This is a genomic window from Halorubrum saccharovorum DSM 1137 (genome assembly GCF_000337915.1).
In the GTDB taxonomy this organism is placed as follows: domain Archaea; phylum Halobacteriota; class Halobacteria; order Halobacteriales; family Haloferacaceae; genus Halorubrum; species Halorubrum saccharovorum.
This window is the reverse complement of sequence record NZ_AOJE01000021.1, coordinates 109,425-129,824: the sequence shown is the minus strand read 5'-3', so window position 1 is coordinate 129,824 and position 20,400 is coordinate 109,425. Positions and strand designations below refer to the sequence as shown.

Below are 20,400 nucleotides of genomic sequence, written 5' to 3'. Positions count from 1 at the left end.
CGGCAGTCGACTGTAACCGAACTCCGGCGACGCCGACGCCCAACCCGCTCACTGCGGCGCGTTGAAACTCACGTCGTCGTCGAGCTCGTTCGACATCCGCTCCAAGTACGAGTACACCGCGCCGTGCGGCGCCCCGTCGAGCAGCATCCCGACCGCCCGCCGCACCACTTCCAGCTCCTCGGGCTGTCCCACCGCGCCCACGGTCGAGCCGTAGACGACGACGTTCGCGCCCGACAGCTCCTCCAACAGTTCCCGCGTGCGACCGTTCTCCCCGATGATCCGTCCCTTCTTGCGCTGGAGGTCGTTGTCGTTGCGGGTGTGCTCGGACAGATCGATCAGATCGAGCGTCCGGAGGTCGTGGTCGAGGATCGACAGCGCCGTCTCCGGCTTGAAGCCGCGACCGATCGCCTTGATGATGTCCGGGGCCACCAGCGCGGCGACCGGGTCGTCGCGCTCCTCGATGGCGACGCTGCCCGATTCGGAGTCGATGTCGAGCCGCACGTTCGCCCGCTCTTCGATCTCCCGCATCGTCTCGCCGCCGGCGCCGATGACGACGCCGATACGGTCCTGCGGAACCGTCACGTGTTGCATACGAGGAAGTACCCGGCGAAGCCTTTTAAATATGTTCCGCCGGAACCGAGTGTGTGGGCGTGTGACGGTGTTCTTCGGGCGCTTGAGGACGAAATATCCGAAGCTACTCGTCGGACTCTTCGCCCGATTCCGGCTCCCCGCCCGACTCCGATACCGGCTCCCCGCTCGGCTCCGGCTCCCCGCTCGGCTCTGGCTCCCCGCTCGGCTCCGGCTCCGGCTCGGTCACGTACCCGCGGAGGTCGTCGGGGTCGACGTCGATCCCCTCCCGAGTGAAGAAGGCCGCCACGTTCTCGCAGTCCCGGTCGAGGAACTCGCCGGCGTTCGGATGGTGCACCGTCACGGCCTGTCCCATGTCGATGATCACCAGTTCGCCCTCGTGGATGATCATGTTGTACTCCGAGAGGTCGCCGTGGATCAGCCCGGCGCGGTAGAGCCGGCGCATGTACTCGCGGACGACCTCGTAGGCGGTCTCGGGGTTCTCCACGTCGACCTCGCTGAGCCGCCGTGCCCGGTCTTCGGCGTGCCCGACCAGCTCCATCACGAGGACGTTCCGTTGGACCGCGATGGGTTCGGGCACCCGCACGCCGGCCTTGCGCGCGCGTTCGAGGTTCGCCAACTCCTTGCGGGTCCACGCCAGCACGACCGCCTTCTTGTCGCTCGCGATGCCCTCGAACCGCGGGTCGCCCTCCAGGTACTCGCGCATGTGCCGGAAGTTCGATGAGTTGATCCGGTACACCTTCACGGCGACCTCGCGCTCGGGCGTGACGCCCTCGGGGCCGCCTCCGGCCGCGGCCGATCCCGGTTCCGGACGCTCGCCCGCCTGCCCGCCGAGCGCCTCGAAGACGCTCGCCTCCTTCCCGGTCGATACCGGTCCCCCGAAGGCGTCGACGTAGCCGTCCTGCACGAGCTTGTAGATGGCCGCCAGCGTCGCGTCGTCGAACACCGACTCCTGGAGCTTGAACTGCTCGGTGTCTTTGATCCGCTTGCGGAACTCGTCGAACTCCCGGTCCTGTCGGCGGGCGATCCGGTCCGCCTCCGTGTCGGAGACGTCCAGCTGTTCCCACTCGTCGCCGGGCTGATCGTCGGGCTCGAGCAGGACGAACTCCTCGCTCATTCGCCTCGACGTTCGACGCCGCGAGGGATAAGCGAGGGGGTCCGCGGAGCGCGGCGACCGCCCCGACCGCGCCGGGCCAGCCGTCGATCGCGTGTCACAACACGTCGAGCGCGTCCTCGACCGGCATGTGCCCGTCCCGAACCGCCTCCAGAATCGATCGCCGCTCCTCCGCCTCCGGGTCGGGCCCGCCCTCGGCGCCCCCGCCGCCGTCGCCGCCGATCTCGCCGAGCGTCACCTTCTCCGTCTCGCCGACGAACTCGGGGAAGTCGGTGCCGTCGGCCAGCGCTTTCTCCTTCTTGACGCGGTACGACCCGGCGTCGGTGGTGTACAGGTCGCCGGGGTGAAAGAAGTACCAGTCCTCGCGGTCGAACCGCACCGCGATCCGCGCCTTCGCGCCGAAGTTCCGCGCGAAGAACAGCAGCGCCTCCACCTCCTCGCCGGTGAGGTAGATCGGGTCGCCCGCGCTCGACTTCGCCTCGATCGCGTAGAACGTCTCGCCGTCGCCTGCGAGCACGTCCGGCAGCTCCCGCTCCGTGGCGGCGCCGCTGGCCGGGGCGCGCATCACGGCGAACCCCGCCTCGTCGAGGGCGTTCACCAGCTCCCGCTCGCGGCGGTCGCCCTTCCGGTTAGCGGACACGGTCGTCGTCACCCGGTTCGGTCATGCCCGTCGTAGACGCGAGCCGGTCAAAAGCCCGGCGGGTCGTCGTGGCCGCCGCCGCCTCCAGCGGGCGCTCCGATCCCCTCACCCTCGCAGCCGCTCCGCGTGCTCGACGACGACCCGACCCAGCCGCTCGGTGCGCTCCCGGAGTTCGTCGTCGGTGATCCGCGGGCCGGCGTCGGCGTCGCCGGTCTCGACGACCCTCGACGCGCCCTCGATCCCGACCTCGTGAGGGACCGTCCACGCGTGGACGTTCCGGAACGTCGACCGGAGGTGTTCGAGCGTTCCCCCGTACGAGCCGCCGCCGGCGGTCGCGAGCAGCCCCACGGCGGTGTTCGCGTACTCGTCGGAGCCGCAGAAGTCGTGGAAGTTCTTGAACGTCGAGGAGTAGGACCCGCGGTAGACGGGAGTGCCGGCGAGCACGCCGTCGGCCTCGCGAACGCGCCGTTTCAGCGCCTCGCTGTCGCCCTGCACGTCCTCGTCCGGGTGGTACAGCGGGAGATCGACCGCGCCCAGATCGATCAGGTCTGTCTCGGCGCCGGCGGCCGCCGCGGCGTCGAGCGCGACCGCCAGCGCGGCCCGCGTGGTGCTCGCCTCCCGACGGCTGCCGGACACCGCGACGATTCGGGTCATGGTCTCGCTTCGCGTGCCGGGCGCAAAAGCGCGGCGAGCCCGCCGCCGCCCGGATCGGACCGGAGAGCGGACACCGGGCATTATTGTCCCCGCCGCCGAGGTAGCCGACATGGACCAGATTGCCTTCGGCACGGACGGGTGGCGAGCCACCCTCGACACCTTCACCGACGAACGGGTGCGGATCGTGGGACAGGCGGTCGCCGACCACCTCGCGGCGGCGGGCCGCGACGAACCGGTCGCGGTGGGGTACGACGCCCGCGAGACCTCGGAGGGGTTCGCCGAGAGCCTCGCCGAGGTGCTCGCCGGCAACGGCTTCGACGTGCTCCTCCCCGAGCGCGACGCGCCGACGCCCGTGATCGCGTACGCCATCGTCGACCGCGGACTCGCCGGCGCGTGCATGGTTACCGCCTCACACAACCCGCCCGAGTACAACGGCGTGAAGTTCATCCCGCACGACGGCGCGCCCGCGCTCCCCGAGGACACCGAGGACATCGTCGCCCGTCTCGCGGAGCCCGACCTGCTCCCCGAGGGCGAGCGGGGCGAGATCACTCGCGTCGACCTCGTGAGCGACCACGCCGACGCGGCCCGCGAGGTCGTCGGCGCCGCGACCGGCGGCGACGGCGTCGACCTCGACGGGGTGACGGTCGCGTACGACGCGATGCACGGGAGCGGGCGCGGCGTCACCGACGCGCTCCTCGAGTCCGCCGGCGCCGAGGTCGTCAGGCTGCGCTGCGAGCGCGACGTGACGTTCGGCGGCGACTCGCCCGAGCCCTCGGCCGCGCACCTCGAGGAACTGACCGCCCGCGTCACCGATCCCGACAGCGACGTGGACCTGGGGATCGCCAACGACGGCGACGCGGACCGGATCGCGGTCGTCACGCCCGAGCGCGGCGTGCTCAACGCGAACCTCTTCTACGCCGCCTGCTACGACCGGCTCTTGGAGCACGACTCCGGACCCGCGGTCAGGACCGTCTCCACGACGTTCCTCGTCGACCGCATCGCCGAGGCCCACGGTGAGAAGGTGTACGAGACGCCGGTCGGCTTCAAGTGGGTCGCCGAGGCGATGGGCGACTGCGACGCGCTGTTCGGCGGCGAGGAGTCGGGCGGGTTCACCCTCCGCGGCCACGTCCGCGAGAAGGACGGCGTGCTGATGGCGCTCTTGGCCGCGGGCACCCACGCCGCGGAGCCGTTCGACGACCGGGTCGATCGCCTGCTCGACGAGCACGGGGCGATCGCCTCCGGGCGGGTGTCGCTCGACTGCCCCGACGACCGCAAGGAGGCGGTCCTCGACGAACTCGAAGAGCACATCCCCGACTCGGTCGCCGGCCACGGCGTCGCGAAGGTGGTCACCCTCGACGGCTTCAAGCTCCTCTTGGAGAACGGCTCGTGGCTGCTCGTCCGCCCCTCCGGCACGGAGCCGAAGCTCCGGGTGTACGCCGAGGCCGACTCCGAAGCGGCGGTCGACGACCTCCTCGCCGAGGGCCGCGAGATCGTCGACCCACTGATCTGAGCGCCCGCGGACTCGCCTCGTGAGATCCGAGAGCACCCCCTTTCTGACGACTTTCAGCTCCGCCTTGCGTTCGGCTCGAATATTTATAAATTAACGCCGAACCGTCGTGTGCGGTCGCCGAGTCGACCGCGAGTGGTTCCATGCACGACGAGATCCCCGCACCCTCGACACCGAACGGCTCGGGTGACGAATCGAGCGCGACCGATCCCGATCGGACCGATCCCGACCGGACTGACCCCGACCAGAACGACCCCGACCGGGACGCCGACCAGATCGAACCCGATCGAGCCGAGTCCAATCGAGCCGAACCCGACCGCCCCGGCGACGGCGTCGATCCCCCCGAGGAGACGGGACGCGATCGGCCGAAACGCGACCGGTCCGAGAGCGACGAAGAGCGCGATTCCGAACCGGTCGAATACCGAATCGAACGTCTCCGACTGGTGCGGATCGTCGTCACGCTCGCGGTCGTCGTCGCCCGGCTGATCCGGTCACTTTGAGCGTTTCCGTGCCGGTCCGATCGGGTGCCTTTTTAGGTGATACCGCCCTAGCCGAACGTATATGTTCAAGGCCATCGTGGGCGCGTCGACGCTACAGGACGCGCTCGATTCGGTGAGCGTGTTGGTCGACGAGTGCAAGATCCGCCTCAACGAAGAGGAGTTCTCCATCCGTGCCGTCGACCCCGCCAACGTCGGCATGGTCGACCTCACCCTCGAAGCCGCGGCGTTCGAGTCCTACGAGGCCGACGGCGGCGTCATCGGCGTCAACCTCGCCCGCCTCGAAGACATCGCCGGCATGGCCAACTCCGGCGACCTGATCCACCTCGAACTCGACGAGGAGACCCGCAAGCTCCACATCGAGATCGACGGGCTCTCGTACACCCTCGCGCTCATCGACCCCGACTCCATCCGCCAGGAGCCGGACATCCCCGACCTCGATCTGGCCTCCGAGATCGTCGTCGAGGGCGCCCAGATCGACCGCGGGATCAAGGCCGCCGACATGGTCTCCGACCACATCCGCCTGCGCGTCGACGAGACCGACGAGGCGTTCTTCATCGAGGCGGAGGGCGACACCGACGACGTCGACCTCCGGCTCCCCCGCGAGGACCTCATCGCGCTCACCGCCGGCCCCGCCGACTCGCTGTTCAGCCTCGACTACCTGAAGGACATGAACAAGGCGATCCCCTCCGACGCCGAGGTCACCATCGAGCTCGGCGAAGAGTTCCCCGTCAAGCTCCACTACGGCTTCGCCGAGGGGCTCGGGCACGTTACGTTCATGCTTGCGCCGAGGATTCAGAGCGACTGAGGCGGTCGAATTCGACGTTTCCGGAGCTGTCGAAGATCGCGATTTTTCTCCCGACTCACGCCTCGTCCACGACCGGGATCGACACCGTCACGCGCGTCCCGCGCGGCTCGCGGTCGGCGTAGTCGACCTCGGCGCCGATCGCCGCGGCGCCCCACTCGACGACCCAGAGGCCGAGCCCCGACCCGTGTTCGAGCGCGGTCTCGCGGCCGGACTCGACCGCCTCGACCTCGTGGTCGGGGATGCCGGGACCGTCGTCCTCGACGACGAGGGCGAACCGGGCGTCGCCGCTCGCGTCGTCTGCGTCCGGGTCCGCCTCCCCTTCCCGTCCCGCGTCCTCCTCCCGCCGGAGCGACACCCGAACCCACGCGCCACCGTCCTCGCGTTCGGTTCCCTCGCCGTCGTGGTGGTCGAGGGCGTTCTCGACGGTGTTCTCGACGATCGCCCGGAGCGCGTCCTCTCTGATACGCGTGGTCCAGTCGCCCTCGGGGAGCTCCGACTCGACGGTCGCCTCGGGATCGCGCTCTCGGGCGTCGGCGACCGCGGACGCGACGACCTCGTCGACGGCGACGGCGCTCGCGTCCCTGTCGGAGACGAGCCGCTCGACGGTGCCGGCCTTCTCGCCGAGCGCGGCCAGCGCGCCCGCGCGGCGCTCGACCGCGTCGGCCATCCGGACCAGTTCGGCGTCGTCGAGGCGGTCGCGGAGGATCTCGCCGTAGCCGCGGACGACGCCGGCGTCGTTGCGGAGGTTGTGGCGGAGGATCCGGTTGAGCACCTCCAGCTGCTGTCGCCGTCGCTCCCGCCCGGTGATGTCCGAGAGGACGACCGTGTACCCGACGTGGGTCCCGTTCGGGTCCGTCAGCCGCGAGGTCGACACCGCGTAGGTGCGCCGACCGGTTCCGGCCGCGGAGTCGATCTCGACCGTCTCGCGGGAGCCGCCGGCGTCGGGATCGGAGCCGCCGGTGCCCGAGTTGGCGTCGGCGTCGATGGGGGCGTCGCCGTCCGAGTCGGCGTCGCCCCCCGAGCCGGTCCCGACGGTGACCGGCAGGTCGAGGAAGTCGTCGAGCGGGCGGTCGCGGGCGGTCTCGGCGTCGACGCCCAACACCGTCTCGGCGGCGGGGTTGAGCCGGACGACGCGTCGGTCGAGCGCGAGCGCGACGATGGGGTCGGTCAGGTCGTCGATCGCCGTGCGCTCGGCGGCGCGGCTGGTCGTCGGATTGCGGTCGAACATCTCCGCGCGGTCGAACGCGTACGCGTCGAGCAGCATGTGCGGGACGAACATCAGCGGCGCGAGCTGGAGCTGCGGGACCGGCCCCAGCTCCAGCGTCCACGCGACGAGCGCGAATCCGGGGGGAAGCGAGCTCAGCGCGACCGCGGCGCTCTCTCGCCGATAGAGGGGGCCGTAGCTGAGCAGGGTGTCGACCAGCAGGAAGACCGCGCTGGCGACGAGCACGGTCTCGACGGCGACGACGAGGTACGCCCAGGGACCGAACGCGTACGAGACCGTCTCGACGCCGAAGACGGGGTCGCTCTCGAACCCGGCCCAGAACGCCCCGTGAAGGGAGTTCGTGGCGAGGAGCGCGGTCGAGAGGAGGCCGAAGCCGACGACCGCCGCGAACAGGCGGCTCCGGACCACGTCGCTCCGCCCCGTGTACTCCAGCGCGAAGCCGAGGAAGGCGATCCCGGTCCAGACGACGCCGAGCCACATCGTCGCCTCCAGCGCCGCCCGGAGCGTCGGGTCCGCGACGAGGAGGCCGACCCCGTAGGAGCAACACCACGTCGCCTGCGCGGCGAACACGCCGAGGAACCAGTCGACGCCGGGACGCCCCCGGTGTTCGCGGATCGCCAGCGCGAGGCCGATCGCCCCCGCCCCGCCGGCGAGCGAACCGAGGGCGGGCCACGCGGGGACGGCGTCGAGCATGTGTCAGTGACGTGGGGGACCCGGATCCTAAAGGTGTCGTGCGGCGGCGGTTCGCCTCCTCGTCACTCGGTTCGGCGCCCGAACGCGACGGCCACGGGAACGAGCAGGACCGCGCCGATCAGGAACGGCGACGCGACGGCGACGGTGTAGAGGACGGCCATCAGCGGCGGGCCGACGGTCCGCCCGAGGCTCGACGCGCCCTGCGTCACCCCGAACGCCGCCCCCTGTTCCGAATCTCCGGCCGACGAGGAGACGAGCGTCGCCAGCGAGACGTTCACGAGGGCGTTCCCGAGCGAGAGCGCCGCGAGCGCGGCGAGCAGTGCGACGAGGGGGAGCGTGAGCCACGCCGGGCCGCCGAGGTCGACGCCGTCGGCCACCCGGTCGACGAGCCCGGTCGCGGGGATCGCGACGAGAGCGATCCCGAGGACGACCGACCCGGCCGCGACGAGCGTCCGCGAGGAGACGACCCGCGAGAGCCGCCCGACGAGGACGCCCTGGTTCACCGCGCCGAGGACGCCGACGTAGGTGAGCAGGAACGCCGCGGCCGTCGCGTCGTAGCCGAACGCGTCGGCGACGTACGGGATGAACATCACCTGCACGCCCGCGAACGCGACGGCGACGACGAAGTACGCGACCGTCAGGGGTCGGAGCGCCGCCGAGGCGAGCGCGTCGCGGAACTGGCCGATGGCGGTGGTGCGCCGGCTGCCGTCTTCTGCGGTCGCCCGCGTCCGGGTCGGCTCCTCCAGGAAGAGGAACCCGACGGCGACCGCGAGGAAGCTCATCCCCGCCGCCGCGAAGCTCGGCAGCGAGTACGCCGTCGCCGGGACGAACGCCGGAAACAGGGCGTCGGCGCGAGCGACCACGGGGTCGGCGGCGAGCAGTCCGCCGATCGCCGGGCCGAAGGCGAAGCCGAGACCGAACGCGGCCCCGATGAGCCCCAGCGCGCCCGCCCGCCGGTCCCGCGGCGTGATGTCGGCGACGTACGCCTGCGCGGCGGCGATGTTGCCGCCCATCGCCCCGGCGAGCGTCCGGGAGGCGAACAGCGTCGCGAGCGCGGCGACGGGCCCGAAGCGCGCCCCCGCCTCGCCGGCGTAGCCGAACGTCGTCCACGCGACCCCGGCGGCCGCGAGCGACGCGAGCAGGACCGGCCGGCGCCCGATCCGGTCGGAGAGCCGGCCGAGCGTGGGCGCGGCGAGGAACTGCGCGAGCGAGTACGACGCCGCGAGCAGGCCGATGAAGGCGTCGCTGACACCGAACGACCGCACGTAGAAGGGGAGGATGGGGATCACGATCCCGAAGCCGACGAGATCGATGAAGACGACGCCGATCACCACGGCGAGCGCGCGCCGCGGGTCGCTGACGCCCTCGATCGACGCGGCCCCCGCCTCCGGATGTGTCACAAATGCCGCTCGATGACGCGCTTCGCGGCCTGTCCCTTCTCCTTCCAGCCGTAGCCCTCGTCGTACACGTGGCGCTTGGCGTCGACGAGTTCCTCTGGCGTCGACTCCTCGAAGCCGCCGCGGTCCCACGCGCCGGACTCGCGGAGCCACTCGATCACGTTCTCGCGCGTCTCGGGCCACGAGAGCCCGACCATCTCGTACCACGCCACCATCGCGAAGACGGCGTTGTCGTGGCAGCCGGGGACGGATCCGTGCTCGTAGACGGTCCGCATGGGGTCGCGGGTGGGTTCGGAGACGCGCTCCTTGAACTCCGCCGCCGTGAGCAGCCGGAGCCGGTCGCCGTCCTCGACGACGCGCTGTTCGCGTTCCAGGGCGCCGAGCGCGGCCTTGTGGAGGCCGCTCCACTCCCCGTGAACCGCCTCGCGGAGCGTGGACTCGGCCATCCCGTCGGGTTCGGCGGTGAGGACGGTGAGGAGGTCCGTGTACGCCTTCTCGATGGTCGGCCAGCTCACGCCCTCGAAGTCGCAGTCGGCGTCGTGGAGGCTGTTGGTCGTCCGACAGCCGGGACACGGGTAGCGGAACGTCGGCACTGAATGGAGGTGGGTCGCGCCCCGAGTTAGGGTTTTCGCGACGGCCCGGCGGGATCGACGCCGGAAATCGCACGGACGCTTGTGAGGTTCCGAAACGTTTACTCGCCGCCCGACCGCGACTTCACACGGTATGACAAAAGTGAGCGTCATCGGTGCGGCGGGGACTGTCGGTGCCGCGGCCGGGTACAACCTCGCGCTGCGGGACGTGGTCGACGAGCTCGTCTTCGTCGACATCCCGGACCAGCGCGAGACGACCATCGGACAGGCCGCCGACGCGAACCACGGCGTCGCCTACGACTCGAACACGACCGTCCGGCAGGGAGAGTACGAGGACACCGCCGGCTCGGACGTGGTCGTCATCACGGCCGGCATCCCGCGCAAGGAGGGACAGACCCGGATCGATCTCGCGGGCGACAACGCGCCGATCATGGAGGACATCGGTTCCTCTATCGCCGAGCACAACGACGACTTCGTCACCGTCACCACCTCGAACCCGGTGGACCTGCTCAACCGTCACCTGTACGAGGCCGGCGACCGCGACCGCCACAAGGTGGTCGGCTTCGGCGGGCGGCTCGACTCCGCGCGCTTCCGGTACGTCCTCTCCGAGCGCTTCGACGCCCCCGTCAAGAACGTCGAGGCGACGATCCTCGGCGAGCACGGCGACGCGCAGGCCCCCGTCTTCTCGAAGGTGCGCGTGAACGGTCGCGACCCGAGCTTCGACGCCGGCGAGAAGGAGGAGATCCTGGAGGACCTCCAGGAGTCGGCGATGGACGTGATCAGCCGCAAGGGCGCCACGCAGTGGGGGCCCGCCACCGGCGTCGCGCACACGGTCGAGGCCATCCTGAACGACACCGGCGAGGTGCTCCCCTGCTCCGTCGTGCTCGACGGCGAGTTCGGCTACGAGGACACCGCGCTCGGCGTGCCGGCGAAGCTCGGATCGAACGGCGTCGAGGAGGTCGTCGAGTGGGACCTCGACGAGTACGAGTCGGAGCTGCTCGACGAGGCCGCCGACAAGCTCTCCGAGCAGTACGACAAGATCGCGTAAGCGACCGACTCGATCCGCTCCGGTCGCCGTCGACGGCGACGCGAACTCAATCCCCGATTTTTCTGACGCTCTCGAACTCCGTGCCGGCGGTGAGTACCGTACAGAACCTCTATACGATGTGCGGCGGCGCGCGCCTGTGAGCGCCCCCCGGGCGCGAACAGCGCGCGCGAGGGAGTCGAACCGGCGCGGCGCGCCGGTTCGACGAGGCTGGGGAGGCGTGAGGCGCTGTGCGGGACGGGGCTTCGGAGGCGGTCACCGCGCCCCCGATCCCTCAGCATCCGACCGATCGAAAGCGACTCGGCCTCGCCGACCCAACCGCCGGGTATGAGCGAGACGGACGCCTCGGAAACGGACGCCGCGGAGACCGTCCCCGTCACGGTGTACACCCGCGAGAACTGTTCGCTGTGCGAGGTCGCCCGCGAGACCATCGAGGAGGTCGCCGACGGCCTCGACGTGGCGATCGACCTCGACATGGTCGATGTCGACGAGGACCCCGAACTGGCCGAGGAGTACGGCGAGCGCGTCCCCTACGTGCTCGTCGACGGCCACCCGGCGTTCAAGTACGAGGTCGACGAGCGGGAGCTGCGGCTGAAGCTCTTGGCGGCGGCCTGATCGGCTATTCGAAAAGGACGGGAAAGCGCCCGACCGGCGTCGACTTACTCGCCCGCGTCGCCCGTCTCCGCCTCCGCGCCGGGGGCGTTCCGCTTCACCGTCGTGATCCCTTCGACCGCGTTCGACCGGGAGGCGTATCCCTGCCCGGAGTCGGCGACGATGTTGCCGTTGCGGTGGCGGAGCCGCCAGCGCCACTTGCCGCCCGCGTCCTCGTAGATCTCGAAGGCGGCGTTGCCGACCTCCAACACGTCGGCGTCGGGCCCGTACTCGCGGACGCGCTCGATCGCGTCCCGCGCGCCCGACTCGGAGGCGTACCCCTCTCCGGAGTCGGCGACGATGTTGCCGTTGCGGTGGCGGAGCCGCCAGCGGTGCTCCCCGGCGGCGTCCTCGAACAGCTCGAAGGTCGCCTTCGAGCCCCCGCCCTCGCCCCCTTCGCCGCCCTCTTCACCGACCGCTTCGAGGGCCGCGTCGGCGGCGTTCGACCGCACGCTGTCGAGCCCCTGCCGGGCCTTCGACCGGGAGGAGTACCCCTCTCCGGAGTCGGCGAGCACGTTGCCGTTCTCGTGGATGAGCCGCCAGCGCCACTCGCCGCCCGCGTCGCGGAACATCTCGAAGGCGGCCGGGTCGACCCGGAGGTAGTCCGCGGCGGCGACGTGTTCGCGGACTCGGCCGAGCGCGCGCTTCGCGTTCGACTTGGAGGCGTACCCCTCGCCGGAGTCCGAGATGACGTTCCCGTTGTCGTGGCGGAGCCGCCAGCGCCACTCGGCGCCGGCGTCCTCGAACAGTTCGAAGGTCGCCTTGCTCGCGATATCCTCGTCCTCGCTCGGGACGGCCACGTCCGGGTCCGCGGCGTCCGCGGGCTCGGGCCCGTCGTCGTCGGCGATCGCCTCGGCCTCCGCGACCGGGGTCTCGATCCGGAGGATCCCCGCGCCGAGCGCGTTCCGCCTGACGCTGTGGAGCCCCTTCTGGGCCTTGCCGCGGCTGCTGTACCCCTGCCCGGCGGTCGCGATGACGTTGCCGTTGCGGTGGCGGAGCCGCCAGCGCGGCTTCCCGCCCGCGTCCTCGAACAGCTCGAACCGGGCCTTGCTCTCGCGCAGCGCCGCGGTCTCAGCGCGGGCCGCTTCGAGCGCCGATTCGGTCTCCGCCAGCTCCTCGCTCCTCGCCGCGAGGTCCGATTCGGTCGCCTCTCGGTCCGATCGGGCCGCCGCCAGCTCCTCGCGGGCCGCCGCCAGCTCCGCGCTCGTCTCGTCCAGCTCCTCGCGGGTCGCCGCCAGTTCCGCGCTCGTCTCGTCGCGCGCGGCCGTCGCGGCCGCCGTTTCGGTCTGCATCCGTTCGTAGTCTTCGTACACCGGATCGGACAGCAGCGGGACGACCGTCCCCGCGAGCCCGATGAGCCCGAGCCCGAGCCCGTACGCGGCGATCACGGCCGGCTCGCCGGTGGCGGTGGACCAGCCGTCCGGGAAGATGTTCACGAACCAGACCACGCCGAGGACGCTGACCGCCGTCCCGAGATACCCGAGAGACGTCCCCGCTCGACGGAGCGGGAAGCGGATCACCGCGCCGAGCATGATGAACGGCGGCGCCAGCGCCGCGAGCGCGTACCCGATCCCGCGGGTGGTCGTCGCCTGTTCGGTGAGGAGGAAGAGGACGACCCCGGATAGCCCGAGCAGCACGCCGAACCCGAACAGCCAGAACCCGTTCACTTCGTCGTCGGTCGTCGGGGCCCCGATGCGTCGAGCGTACAGCCCGCCGGGCGAGCCCGATTGCTTGTCACTTGCCATGACCCGGAAGTCGCCGGCCGGCCGGTTATAGGTGTGGGTGTGTGACACGAACTAACGTCTAGCGAACCACCGCGGCTCGAAAGCCGATCTCCGACGGACTACCGCGACCCGATCGTTTACGAGCCGAACGCCCCCTCGTGAGAACATGCACGTGATTCGAGGCGGGCGAGTGGTCGACGTCGACGGGACCCGCGAGGCCGACGTGGCGGTCGCGGACGGCGAAATCATCGCGGTCGGGCCGGACGCGGTCGCCGAGATCGGCGGCGAGGACGCGGTCGATTCCGAGACCGACGCGAGCGGTTCGGTGGTCGCGCCGGGGCTGATCGACGCGCACGTCCACGTCATGATGGACGGGCGGCCAGACGTGGCCACCGCGGTCTCCGACAGCGACTACACCGCGAGCTACCGGGCGGCCGGCAACCTCCGAGACGCCCTCGAAGCGGGGGTCACGACGGTCCGCGACCTGGGGAGCCGCGGGACGCTCGCGCTCGACGCGGGCGAGGCGGTCGCCGCCGGCGAGATCGACGGCCCGCGCGTCCTCGCGTGCGGCCGCAACGTGATCATGACCGGCGGCCACGGCAACTGGTTCGGCCGCGAGGCCGACGGCCCGGCAGAGGTCCGGAAGGCGGCCCGCGAGCAGCTGAAGGCCGGCGCGGACGTGCTCAAGTGTATGGCGACCGGCGGCGTCCTCACCGAGGGCGCGGTGACGGGTGCCCCGGAGCTGACGCCCGACGAGCTCGCGGCGTTCACCGACGCCGCCGCGCCGACCGACACCCCCACCGCGGCCCACGCCCACGGCGAGCGGGGGATCAAGAACGCGGTCGAGGCCGGGATCACGAGCATCGAGCACGGCACCTTCATGGACCGCGAGGCCGCCGAGATGATGGCCGAGCGCGGCACGTACTGGGTGCCGACCGCAAGCGCGCTCCGCGGGATCGCCGATAACGGCGTCGAGGCGGGGATCCCCGAGGACGCCGTCGCGAAGGCCGAAGACGCCGCCGACCGCTTCGACGACGCGTGGGACCGCGCGCTGGACGCCGACGTGCCGATCGCGATGGGCACGGACGCCGGCACCCCCTTCAACTTCTTCGGGGACATCCCGCGGGAGCTGGAGTACATGGTCGACTACGGACTCTCGCCCGAGGGCGCGCTGGAGGCGGCCACCGTCAACGCCGCCGACCTGCTCGGGCTCGACGACGTGGGGCGGATCGAAGGGGGGTACCGCGCCGACCTCGTCGTCCTCGACGCCGACCCCACCGAGGACGTGACGGCGTGGCGGGAGCCGGACGCGGTGTTCGCCGCGGGCGATCAGGTCGCGTAGTGGGCGCGGCCGCGACCGACCCCCGACGACCGCTCGCCTCCGCGACCGACCCCGACGACCGCTCGCCTCCGCGACCGACCCCGAACGGTCGCTTTTAACCCGAGCCGACGCAAGGATCGGCCGATGACGAGCGCGCACTCCGGGTCGTCGCCCCGGCACGCGGACCCGGACGAGAACCCCTACGTGGAGTCGCCGCCGACCGACTTCGAGCCGGTCGCGGATCTCTCCGAGGACGAGGCCGCCGAGCAGGCGTCACTGCTCCGGGCGGCGGTCCGCGAGCACGACTACCGGTACTACGTGGAGGCCGACCCCCTGATCTCCGACGAGACGTACGACCGACTGTTCTCGCGGCTGGAGGACCTCGAAGACGCGTTCGACCTCTCGACCGAGAACTCTCCCACGCGCCGCGTCGGCGGCGAGCCGCTCGACGAGCTGGACACGGTCGAGCACGTCGCGCCGATGCGCTCCATCGACAACGCGACCGAGGCGGAGGCGGTCCGCGAGTTCGATGATCGCGTCCGGACTGGACTCGACGCCCAGGGGTTCGACCCGGACGCGGTCGAGTACGTCTGCGAGCCGAAGTTCGACGGGCTCTCCGTCGAGGTGGTGTACGAGGACGGCGAGTACGCCCGCGCCGCCACCCGCGGCGACGGGACCGAGGGCGACGACGTGACCGAACAGGTCCGGACGATCCGGTCAGTCCCCGGGAAACTGCGCGGCGACCCGCCGAGCCGGCTCTCGGTCCGCGGCGAGGCCTACATGCCACGCGACGCCTTCGAGGCGTACAACGAGGAGCTGATGGAGCGCGGCGAGGAGCCGTTCGCGAACCCCCGCAACGCCGCGGCCGGGACCCTCCGTCAACTGGATCCGTCGGTCGTCGCGGAGCGCCCCTTAGAGGTCTTCTTCTTCGACGTGTTGGGGTGGGAAAACGACGGAGAGGGGGCATCTGTAGAGCGCCCCGACGCCCACTGGGCCGAGTTCGACGCCTTCGACGCGTTCGGGCTCCGGCGCACCGACCGGGTCGAGCGCGTCGACGACATCGAGGGGGCGCTGGCGTACCGAGACCGGCTCATGGCCGACCGCGAGGACCTGAACTTCGCGATCGACGGAGTCGTCATCTCGGTTGACGACCGCGCGCACCGCGAGGCGCTCGGGTCGACGTCGCGGGCGCCGCGGTGGGCGTTCGCGTACAAGTTCCCGCCCCGCACCGCGACGACGACGGTGGAAGGCGTCACGGTGCAGGTGGGCCGCACGGGTCGGCTCACTCCCGTCGCCGAACTCGGTCCGGTCGACGTGGGCGGCGTCACCGTCTCGCGGGCGACCCTCCACAACCCCGCCGAGATCGAGGCGCTCGGCGTGAACGTCGGCGACCGCGTGCGGATCTACCGCGCCGGCGACGTGATCCCCTACGTCCCCGAGGTGGTCGAGAAGCGCTCCGAGGGGACGTACGCCTTCCCCGAGACGTGTCCGATATGCGACGCCCCAGTCGAGCGTGACGGGCCGCTCGCGTTCTGTACCGGCGGGCTCGGCTGTCCGGCGCAGTTAGAGCGAACGATCGAACACTGGGCGCGGCGAGACGCGCTCGATATCGAGGGGTTGGGCCCCGAGCGCGTCGAACAGCTCCGCGAGGCGGATCTGGTCGAGTCCCTGACCGACCTGTACGACCTCACCGTCGGGGACGTCGCCGCGCTGGAGGGGTGGGGCGAGACGAGCGCAGAGAACCTGATCGCGGAGCTGGAGGCGACCCGCGACCCGCCGCTCGACGACTTCCTCGCCGGGCTCGGGATCCCCGACGTAGGCGCGACGACGGCCCGGGCGTTGGCGGCGCACTTCGGCGACCTCGACGCGATCCTCGACGCCGACGAGGAGGCGCTCCGCGCCGTCGACGACGTGGGACCGGAAGTGGCCGAATCGATCCGGACGTTCCTCGACGCCGACGAGAACCGAGCGGCGATCGAGGGGCTCCGCGAGCGCGGAGTCGACCCCGAGCCGGTCGAGGCCGAGACCGGCGACGCGCTCGCCGGCCTGACGTTCGTGTTCACCGGGTCGCTGTCGACGACTCGGAGCGAGGCGCAGGCGCACGTGGAGGCCCACGGCGCCGACGCCACGTCGAGCGTCTCGGGCAACACCGACTACCTCGTCGCCGGCGAGAATCCGGGACGGTCGAAGCGCGACGACGCCGACGCGGAGGGCGTCCCCGTGATCGACGAAGCGGAGTTCGCCGACCTCCTCGCGGAGCGGGGGGTCGAGTGGCCGCCCGAGGGCGACGCGTAGCGCCGAGGCTCCCGCTGTCGGTGTCGTTCTCTCCACTGTCGGCGTCGTTCCCTCCGCTGTCGTCGGCGTTCGAAAAAGGAACCGAGCCGCTGGCCTCAGACGAGCGGGAAGATCGTGGAGACGATCAGCACGGTGATGAGGCCGGTCACCGAGATGATCGTTGTGAGCGCGGTCCAGGTCTGCAGCGTCTCCCGCTTGGTCAGTCCACCGATCTCGCTGACGAGCCAGAAGCCGGAGTCGTTGAACCACGAGAAGATGTTCCCGCCCGCGCCGATGACCATCACGAGGTAGGCCGGGTTGACGGTCAGCTGCCCGGTGAGCGGCGCCATGATCCCCGCGGCGGTCAACATCGCGGCCGTGGCGGACCCCTGCGCGACGCGGACGATCGCGGCGATGAGCCAGGCCGTGACGAGCAGGCCGATCCCCACTTCCTGAAGCGCGTTGGCCAGGTAGTCACCGATTCCGGAGGCCGCGAGCAGCGCGCCGAACGCCCCGCCGGCCGCCGTGATCGCGGCGATGTTCCCGCCGCTTTTCAGGGCCTCGGTGAGCTCGTCGCTCCACTCGCTCTGGCTCATGGAGTCGTAGCGGTAGAACGTGTAGGCGGCCGCGAGCGCGGCGATCGTCAGCGCGACGTTCTTGTTCCCGATGAAGTCGGTGATCGGCTGCACCGAGGCCAGTACCGGGAACAGATCCTGGAACGTGTTGGCGAACGTCGACGACGCGATCAGCAGGACCGCCAGCAGGATCGGCGCCAGCGACTCGAGCACTCCCGGGAGTTCGCTGGTCGGCCGGTCCGCGACCTCCTGCAGCTCCTCGGTCGAGGTCGCCATCGTGTCCCGGAGCGGAATGTCGAGCCGGTTGTTGATCCAGCGCCCGTAGATGAGCCCGGAGGCGATCGCCACCGGAATCGCGGTCACCAGCCCGATGACGATCGTCGTGAACAGGTTGCTCCCGATCTGGTCGGCGACCGCGAGCGGGCCGGGCGTGGGCGGGACGAACACGTGCGTCGTCGCGGCGCCCGCGCCGACGACGACGATGAACAGCGTGTAGTCGCGGCCGACGCGGGCGCGCATCGACCGGGCGAGCGGCGCCATGAGGTAGAATACGCTGTCGAAGAAGACGGGGACCGCCAGCACCGAACTGCTCCCGAGCAGCGCGATATCAGAGTTGCTCTCGCCGAGTACGCCTTGGAACCCGCGGACGATCCGTTGTGCCGCGCCGCTCTCTAACATCCCTTTCCCGATGACCGCCGCCATGAGGATCGGTATCCCGATCCCTGCCATTCCGTTTCCGAACGCCGTCGCTACCTGACTCCCGGCGTCCGTGGCGGTGAAGTCTGGGACGAAGAGCGTGTTCACGACCCCGACTAAGAACGCCGAGATGATCAGCCCGAGGAACGCCGGGAGGTCCAACCACACGAGCATCGCGATGACAATTATCAACCCAATTATAAATGTTAGTAGTGGACTGTGCGAGAACTGAACAGTTGCTTGGAGCGGCGTTGGTAGCATCCTGCCTGACATGCTGTAGATAAATAATTAAAATTTTCGAAGACGGGAAATCGGGCCTCTGTCTAGTGTTTTTCTGCATCATCGAGACGCGCGAGATCTTCGACGGCGCGGTGACGTCGACATCCGCATAATAGTCATATATCTAATACGTATTCTTTACTTCAACTGAACAATCAGTTCACTCGAGACGGCGGGCGCCGCGAGCGCCCGACTCGTGTCACCGTCGGCTTCGCCACCCCGCTAACCCTTCGCAGCTCGCGGTCACGACCCGCAACCCTTTATCCGGCGACGCGGCAACGGGGCGGTATGACCGCCATCGAACTGCGGGGCGTGACGAAGGAGTTCGCCGACGTCACGGCCGTTCGCGGCCTTGATCTCACCGTCGAAGAGGGTGAGGTGTACGGTTTCCTCGGCCCGAACGGCGCCGGCAAGTCGACGACCATCGACATGGTGCTCGACCTGGTCCGGCCGACCGAGGGGACGGTGCGCGTGCTCGGACGCGACGCCACCGCCGACGGCGTCTCGATCCGCCAGCGGACCGGGGTGCTCCCCGACGGATTCGCCGTGTACGACCGGCTCACGGGGCGGCAACACGTCGAGTTCGCGGTCCGATCGAAGGAGGCCGACGACGACCCGGACGACCTCCTCGACCGCGTGGGGCTCCTCGGCGACGCCGACCGCAAGGCCGGCGGCTACTCGAAGGGGATGCGCCAGCGCCTCGCCCTCGCGATGGCGCTCGCGGGCGACCCCGACCTGCTCATCCTCGACGAGCCGTCCTCCGGGCTGGACCCGGCGGGCGCGAAGGAGATGCGCGAGATCGTCCGGACCGAGGCCGACCGCGGCGCGACGGTCTTCTTTTCCTCGCACATCCTCGAACAGGTCGAGGCCGTCTGCGACCGCGTCGGCATCCTCAGGGCGGGCGAGCTCGTCGCCGAGGACTCCGTGGAGGGGCTCCGCGAGGCCGTCGGCGGCGAGGAGACGCTGGAGATCGCGATCGCCGGCGGCGCGAACGGCGCGAGCGAGGCGGGCGGCGCGGGCGATGCCGCCGTCGACGCGGTCCGCGACCTCGACGGCGTGAGTCGCGTCGACCGCGACGGCGACGCGCTCGTCGTGAGCTGCGCCGACGGCGCGAAGACGCGGGTCATCGGCGCGCTGGAGGACGCCGGCGTCGCGGTCGCCGACTTCCACACCCGCGAGGCGTCGCTCGAAGACCTCTTCTTGGCGTATACGGAGGGCGACGCGCCGGGTGAAGAGAGGGAGGGTGGAAGCGATGACGACGCGGCCGACGCCGAGGAGGTGGACCGATGAGCCTCCCCGCCATCGCTGAGAAGGACTTCCACGACACGGTGCGCTCCCGCGGAATGCTGATCCTCGTGGCGCTGTTCTCGCTGCTCGTCGCCGTGTTCGCGTACGTCTTCGCGCCCCCTGGAGAGCAGTTCGCGACGGAGTTCCTGTTGAGCGCCGCCGTCGGTCCCTTCCTGGTGACGACGCTCGTCCCGCTCGTGGGCGTCGTCGTCGGGTACAACGCCGTCAGCGGCGAGCGCGAGTCGGGATCGCTGAAGTTGCTCCTGTCGCTGCCGCACTCGCGCGCCGACGTGGTCTTCGGAAAGGTGGTCGGGCGGGGAGCCGCGCTGTCGCTCGCGGTGTTCTCCGGCTTCCTCCTCCCGGCGCTCGTGTTGCTCGCGCTCTCTCAGCTCGGGTACATCCAGGCGTTCAACGTCGGTTCGTACCTCGGGTACACCGTCTTCGCCGCGGTCCTCGGCGTCGTCTTCGTCGCGATCGCGACCGGCTGTTCGGCGGCCGCGTCCACGCAGCGGCGCGCGCTGATCGGCGGGGTCGCGATCTACGTCCTGTTCGTGATGCTCTGGGGCGCGGTCACCGGCCAGTTCCTCAACGCCGCGGGCGACGCGGGGCTGCTCAACCCCCTGCCGGTCTCCCAACAGCAGATCGGCGTGTTCCTGCAGGTCGCGAACCCGATAACCGGGGTCGAGCTGCTGTCCAACGCGTTCCTCAGCGGTCGGCTGTTCTCGGGCGAGGTCGTCAACCACCAGGTCTCGGCGGTGTCGATGCTGGTGTTCTGGACGATCGCGCCGCCGCTGGTCGGGCTCTGGAAGTTCGACGCCGACGACTTGTAAGGAGA

18 protein-coding genes are annotated in these 20,400 nt (G+C 70.5%); 9 read left to right on the top strand and 9 right to left on the bottom strand.

Features of this window, described 5'->3' with window-relative positions:
* Positions 1 to 48 precede the first annotated feature (48 nt).
* The 4 genes from C471_RS07365 to C471_RS07350 all read right to left on the bottom strand — a co-directional run bounded on the left by C471_RS07365 (position 49) and on the right by C471_RS07350 (position 2,996).
* Positions 49 to 591 (bottom strand): KH domain-containing protein, encoded by a 543-nt coding sequence (locus C471_RS07365; protein WP_004047627.1) that lies wholly within the window; start codon positions 589 to 591, stop codon positions 49 to 51.
* A 103-nt stretch (positions 592 to 694) separates the two neighbouring features.
* Entirely contained in the window at positions 695 to 1,705 is a 1,011-nt protein-coding gene (gene rio1 / locus C471_RS07360; protein ID WP_004047623.1) for a serine/threonine-protein kinase Rio1, read from the bottom strand.
* Between the two features lie 94 nt (positions 1,706 to 1,799).
* Entirely contained in the window at positions 1,800 to 2,354 is a 555-nt protein-coding gene (gene hjc, locus C471_RS07355) for a Holliday junction resolvase Hjc (RefSeq protein WP_004047621.1), read from the bottom strand.
* Between the two features lie 93 nt (positions 2,355 to 2,447).
* A complete protein-coding gene (locus C471_RS07350; protein WP_004047619.1) occupies positions 2,448 to 2,996 on the bottom strand; it encodes an NADPH-dependent FMN reductase in 549 nt (182 codons plus the stop codon).
* Between the two features lie 109 nt (positions 2,997 to 3,105).
* Between C471_RS07350 and C471_RS07345 the strand changes: the two genes are divergently transcribed.
* The 3 genes from C471_RS07345 (at position 3,106) to C471_RS07335 (ending at position 5,808) form a co-directional block, all read left to right on the top strand.
* The gene (locus C471_RS07345; protein WP_004047617.1) at positions 3,106 to 4,506 is read left to right on the top strand and encodes a phosphoglucomutase/phosphomannomutase family protein; all 1,401 of its coding nucleotides are present in this window, start codon (positions 3,106 to 3,108) and stop codon (positions 4,504 to 4,506) included.
* A gap of 140 nt (positions 4,507 to 4,646) precedes the next feature.
* A complete protein-coding gene (locus tag C471_RS17630) occupies positions 4,647 to 5,003 on the top strand; it encodes a hypothetical protein (protein ID WP_004047614.1) in 357 nt (118 codons plus the stop codon).
* Positions 5,004 to 5,064: 61 nt separating this feature from the next.
* Positions 5,065 to 5,808, top strand: a complete 744-nt coding sequence (locus tag C471_RS07335) for a DNA polymerase sliding clamp (protein WP_004047613.1) — start codon at positions 5,065 to 5,067, stop codon at positions 5,806 to 5,808.
* 55 nt (positions 5,809 to 5,863) lie between these two features.
* Here the strand turns inward: C471_RS07335 and C471_RS07330 are convergent, their stop codons facing one another.
* From C471_RS07330 to C471_RS07320, 3 genes are all read right to left on the bottom strand, one after another.
* The gene (locus tag C471_RS07330) at positions 5,864 to 7,726 is read right to left on the bottom strand and encodes a sensor histidine kinase (protein ID WP_004047609.1); all 1,863 of its coding nucleotides are present in this window, start codon (positions 7,724 to 7,726) and stop codon (positions 5,864 to 5,866) included.
* 62 nt (positions 7,727 to 7,788) lie between these two features.
* Positions 7,789 to 9,126, bottom strand: a complete 1,338-nt coding sequence (locus C471_RS07325) for an MFS transporter (protein WP_004047606.1) — start codon at positions 9,124 to 9,126, stop codon at positions 7,789 to 7,791.
* A complete protein-coding gene (locus tag C471_RS07320; protein WP_004047605.1) occupies positions 9,123 to 9,716 on the bottom strand; it encodes a DUF7474 family protein in 594 nt (197 codons plus the stop codon). The genes C471_RS07325 and C471_RS07320 overlap by 4 nt, the downstream gene beginning before the upstream one ends.
* 130 nt (positions 9,717 to 9,846) lie before the next feature.
* Here C471_RS07320 and mdh point away from each other — a divergent pair, with 130 nt between their 5' ends.
* Positions 9,847 to 10,761: a malate dehydrogenase gene (mdh, locus tag C471_RS07315; protein ID WP_004047603.1), complete on the top strand. Its 915-nt coding sequence runs from the start codon at positions 9,847 to 9,849 to the stop codon at positions 10,759 to 10,761.
* 324 nt (positions 10,762 to 11,085) lie between these two features.
* Positions 11,086 to 11,373 carry a glutaredoxin family protein gene (locus C471_RS07310; RefSeq protein ID WP_004047600.1) on the top strand — a complete coding sequence of 96 codons (288 nt, stop codon included), beginning with the start codon at positions 11,086 to 11,088 and terminating at the stop codon, positions 11,371 to 11,373.
* A 44-nt stretch (positions 11,374 to 11,417) separates the two neighbouring features.
* On the opposite strand, the gene C471_RS07305 is transcribed toward C471_RS07310, so the two are convergent.
* On the bottom strand, positions 11,418 to 13,154 hold the full coding sequence (locus C471_RS07305) for an HVO_2922 family protein (RefSeq protein WP_004047597.1): 1,737 nt from the start codon (positions 13,152 to 13,154) through the stop codon (positions 11,418 to 11,420).
* Positions 13,155 to 13,299: 145 nt separating this feature from the next.
* Between C471_RS07305 and C471_RS07300 the strand changes: the two genes are divergently transcribed.
* Both C471_RS07300 and ligA read left to right on the top strand, forming a co-directional pair.
* Positions 13,300 to 14,475 (top strand): metal-dependent hydrolase family protein, encoded by a 1,176-nt coding sequence (locus C471_RS07300; RefSeq protein ID WP_004047595.1) that lies wholly within the window; start codon positions 13,300 to 13,302, stop codon positions 14,473 to 14,475.
* A 123-nt stretch (positions 14,476 to 14,598) separates the two neighbouring features.
* The gene (gene ligA, locus C471_RS07295) at positions 14,599 to 16,749 is read left to right on the top strand and encodes an NAD-dependent DNA ligase LigA (RefSeq protein WP_004047593.1); all 2,151 of its coding nucleotides are present in this window, start codon (positions 14,599 to 14,601) and stop codon (positions 16,747 to 16,749) included.
* A gap of 95 nt (positions 16,750 to 16,844) precedes the next feature.
* On the opposite strand, the gene C471_RS07290 is transcribed toward ligA, so the two are convergent.
* Positions 16,845 to 18,260 (bottom strand): GntP family permease, encoded by a 1,416-nt coding sequence (locus C471_RS07290; protein WP_049909073.1) that lies wholly within the window; start codon positions 18,258 to 18,260, stop codon positions 16,845 to 16,847.
* A 306-nt stretch (positions 18,261 to 18,566) separates the two neighbouring features.
* Here C471_RS07290 and C471_RS07285 point away from each other — a divergent pair, with 306 nt between their 5' ends.
* Positions 18,567 to 19,568, top strand: a complete 1,002-nt coding sequence (locus tag C471_RS07285; protein WP_004047590.1) for an ABC transporter ATP-binding protein — start codon at positions 18,567 to 18,569, stop codon at positions 19,566 to 19,568.
* Positions 19,565 to 20,395, top strand: a complete 831-nt coding sequence (locus C471_RS07280; protein ID WP_004047588.1) for an ABC transporter permease — start codon at positions 19,565 to 19,567, stop codon at positions 20,393 to 20,395. The genes C471_RS07285 and C471_RS07280 overlap by 4 nt, the downstream gene beginning before the upstream one ends.
* The last annotated feature ends 5 nt before the right edge of the window (positions 20,396 to 20,400 follow it).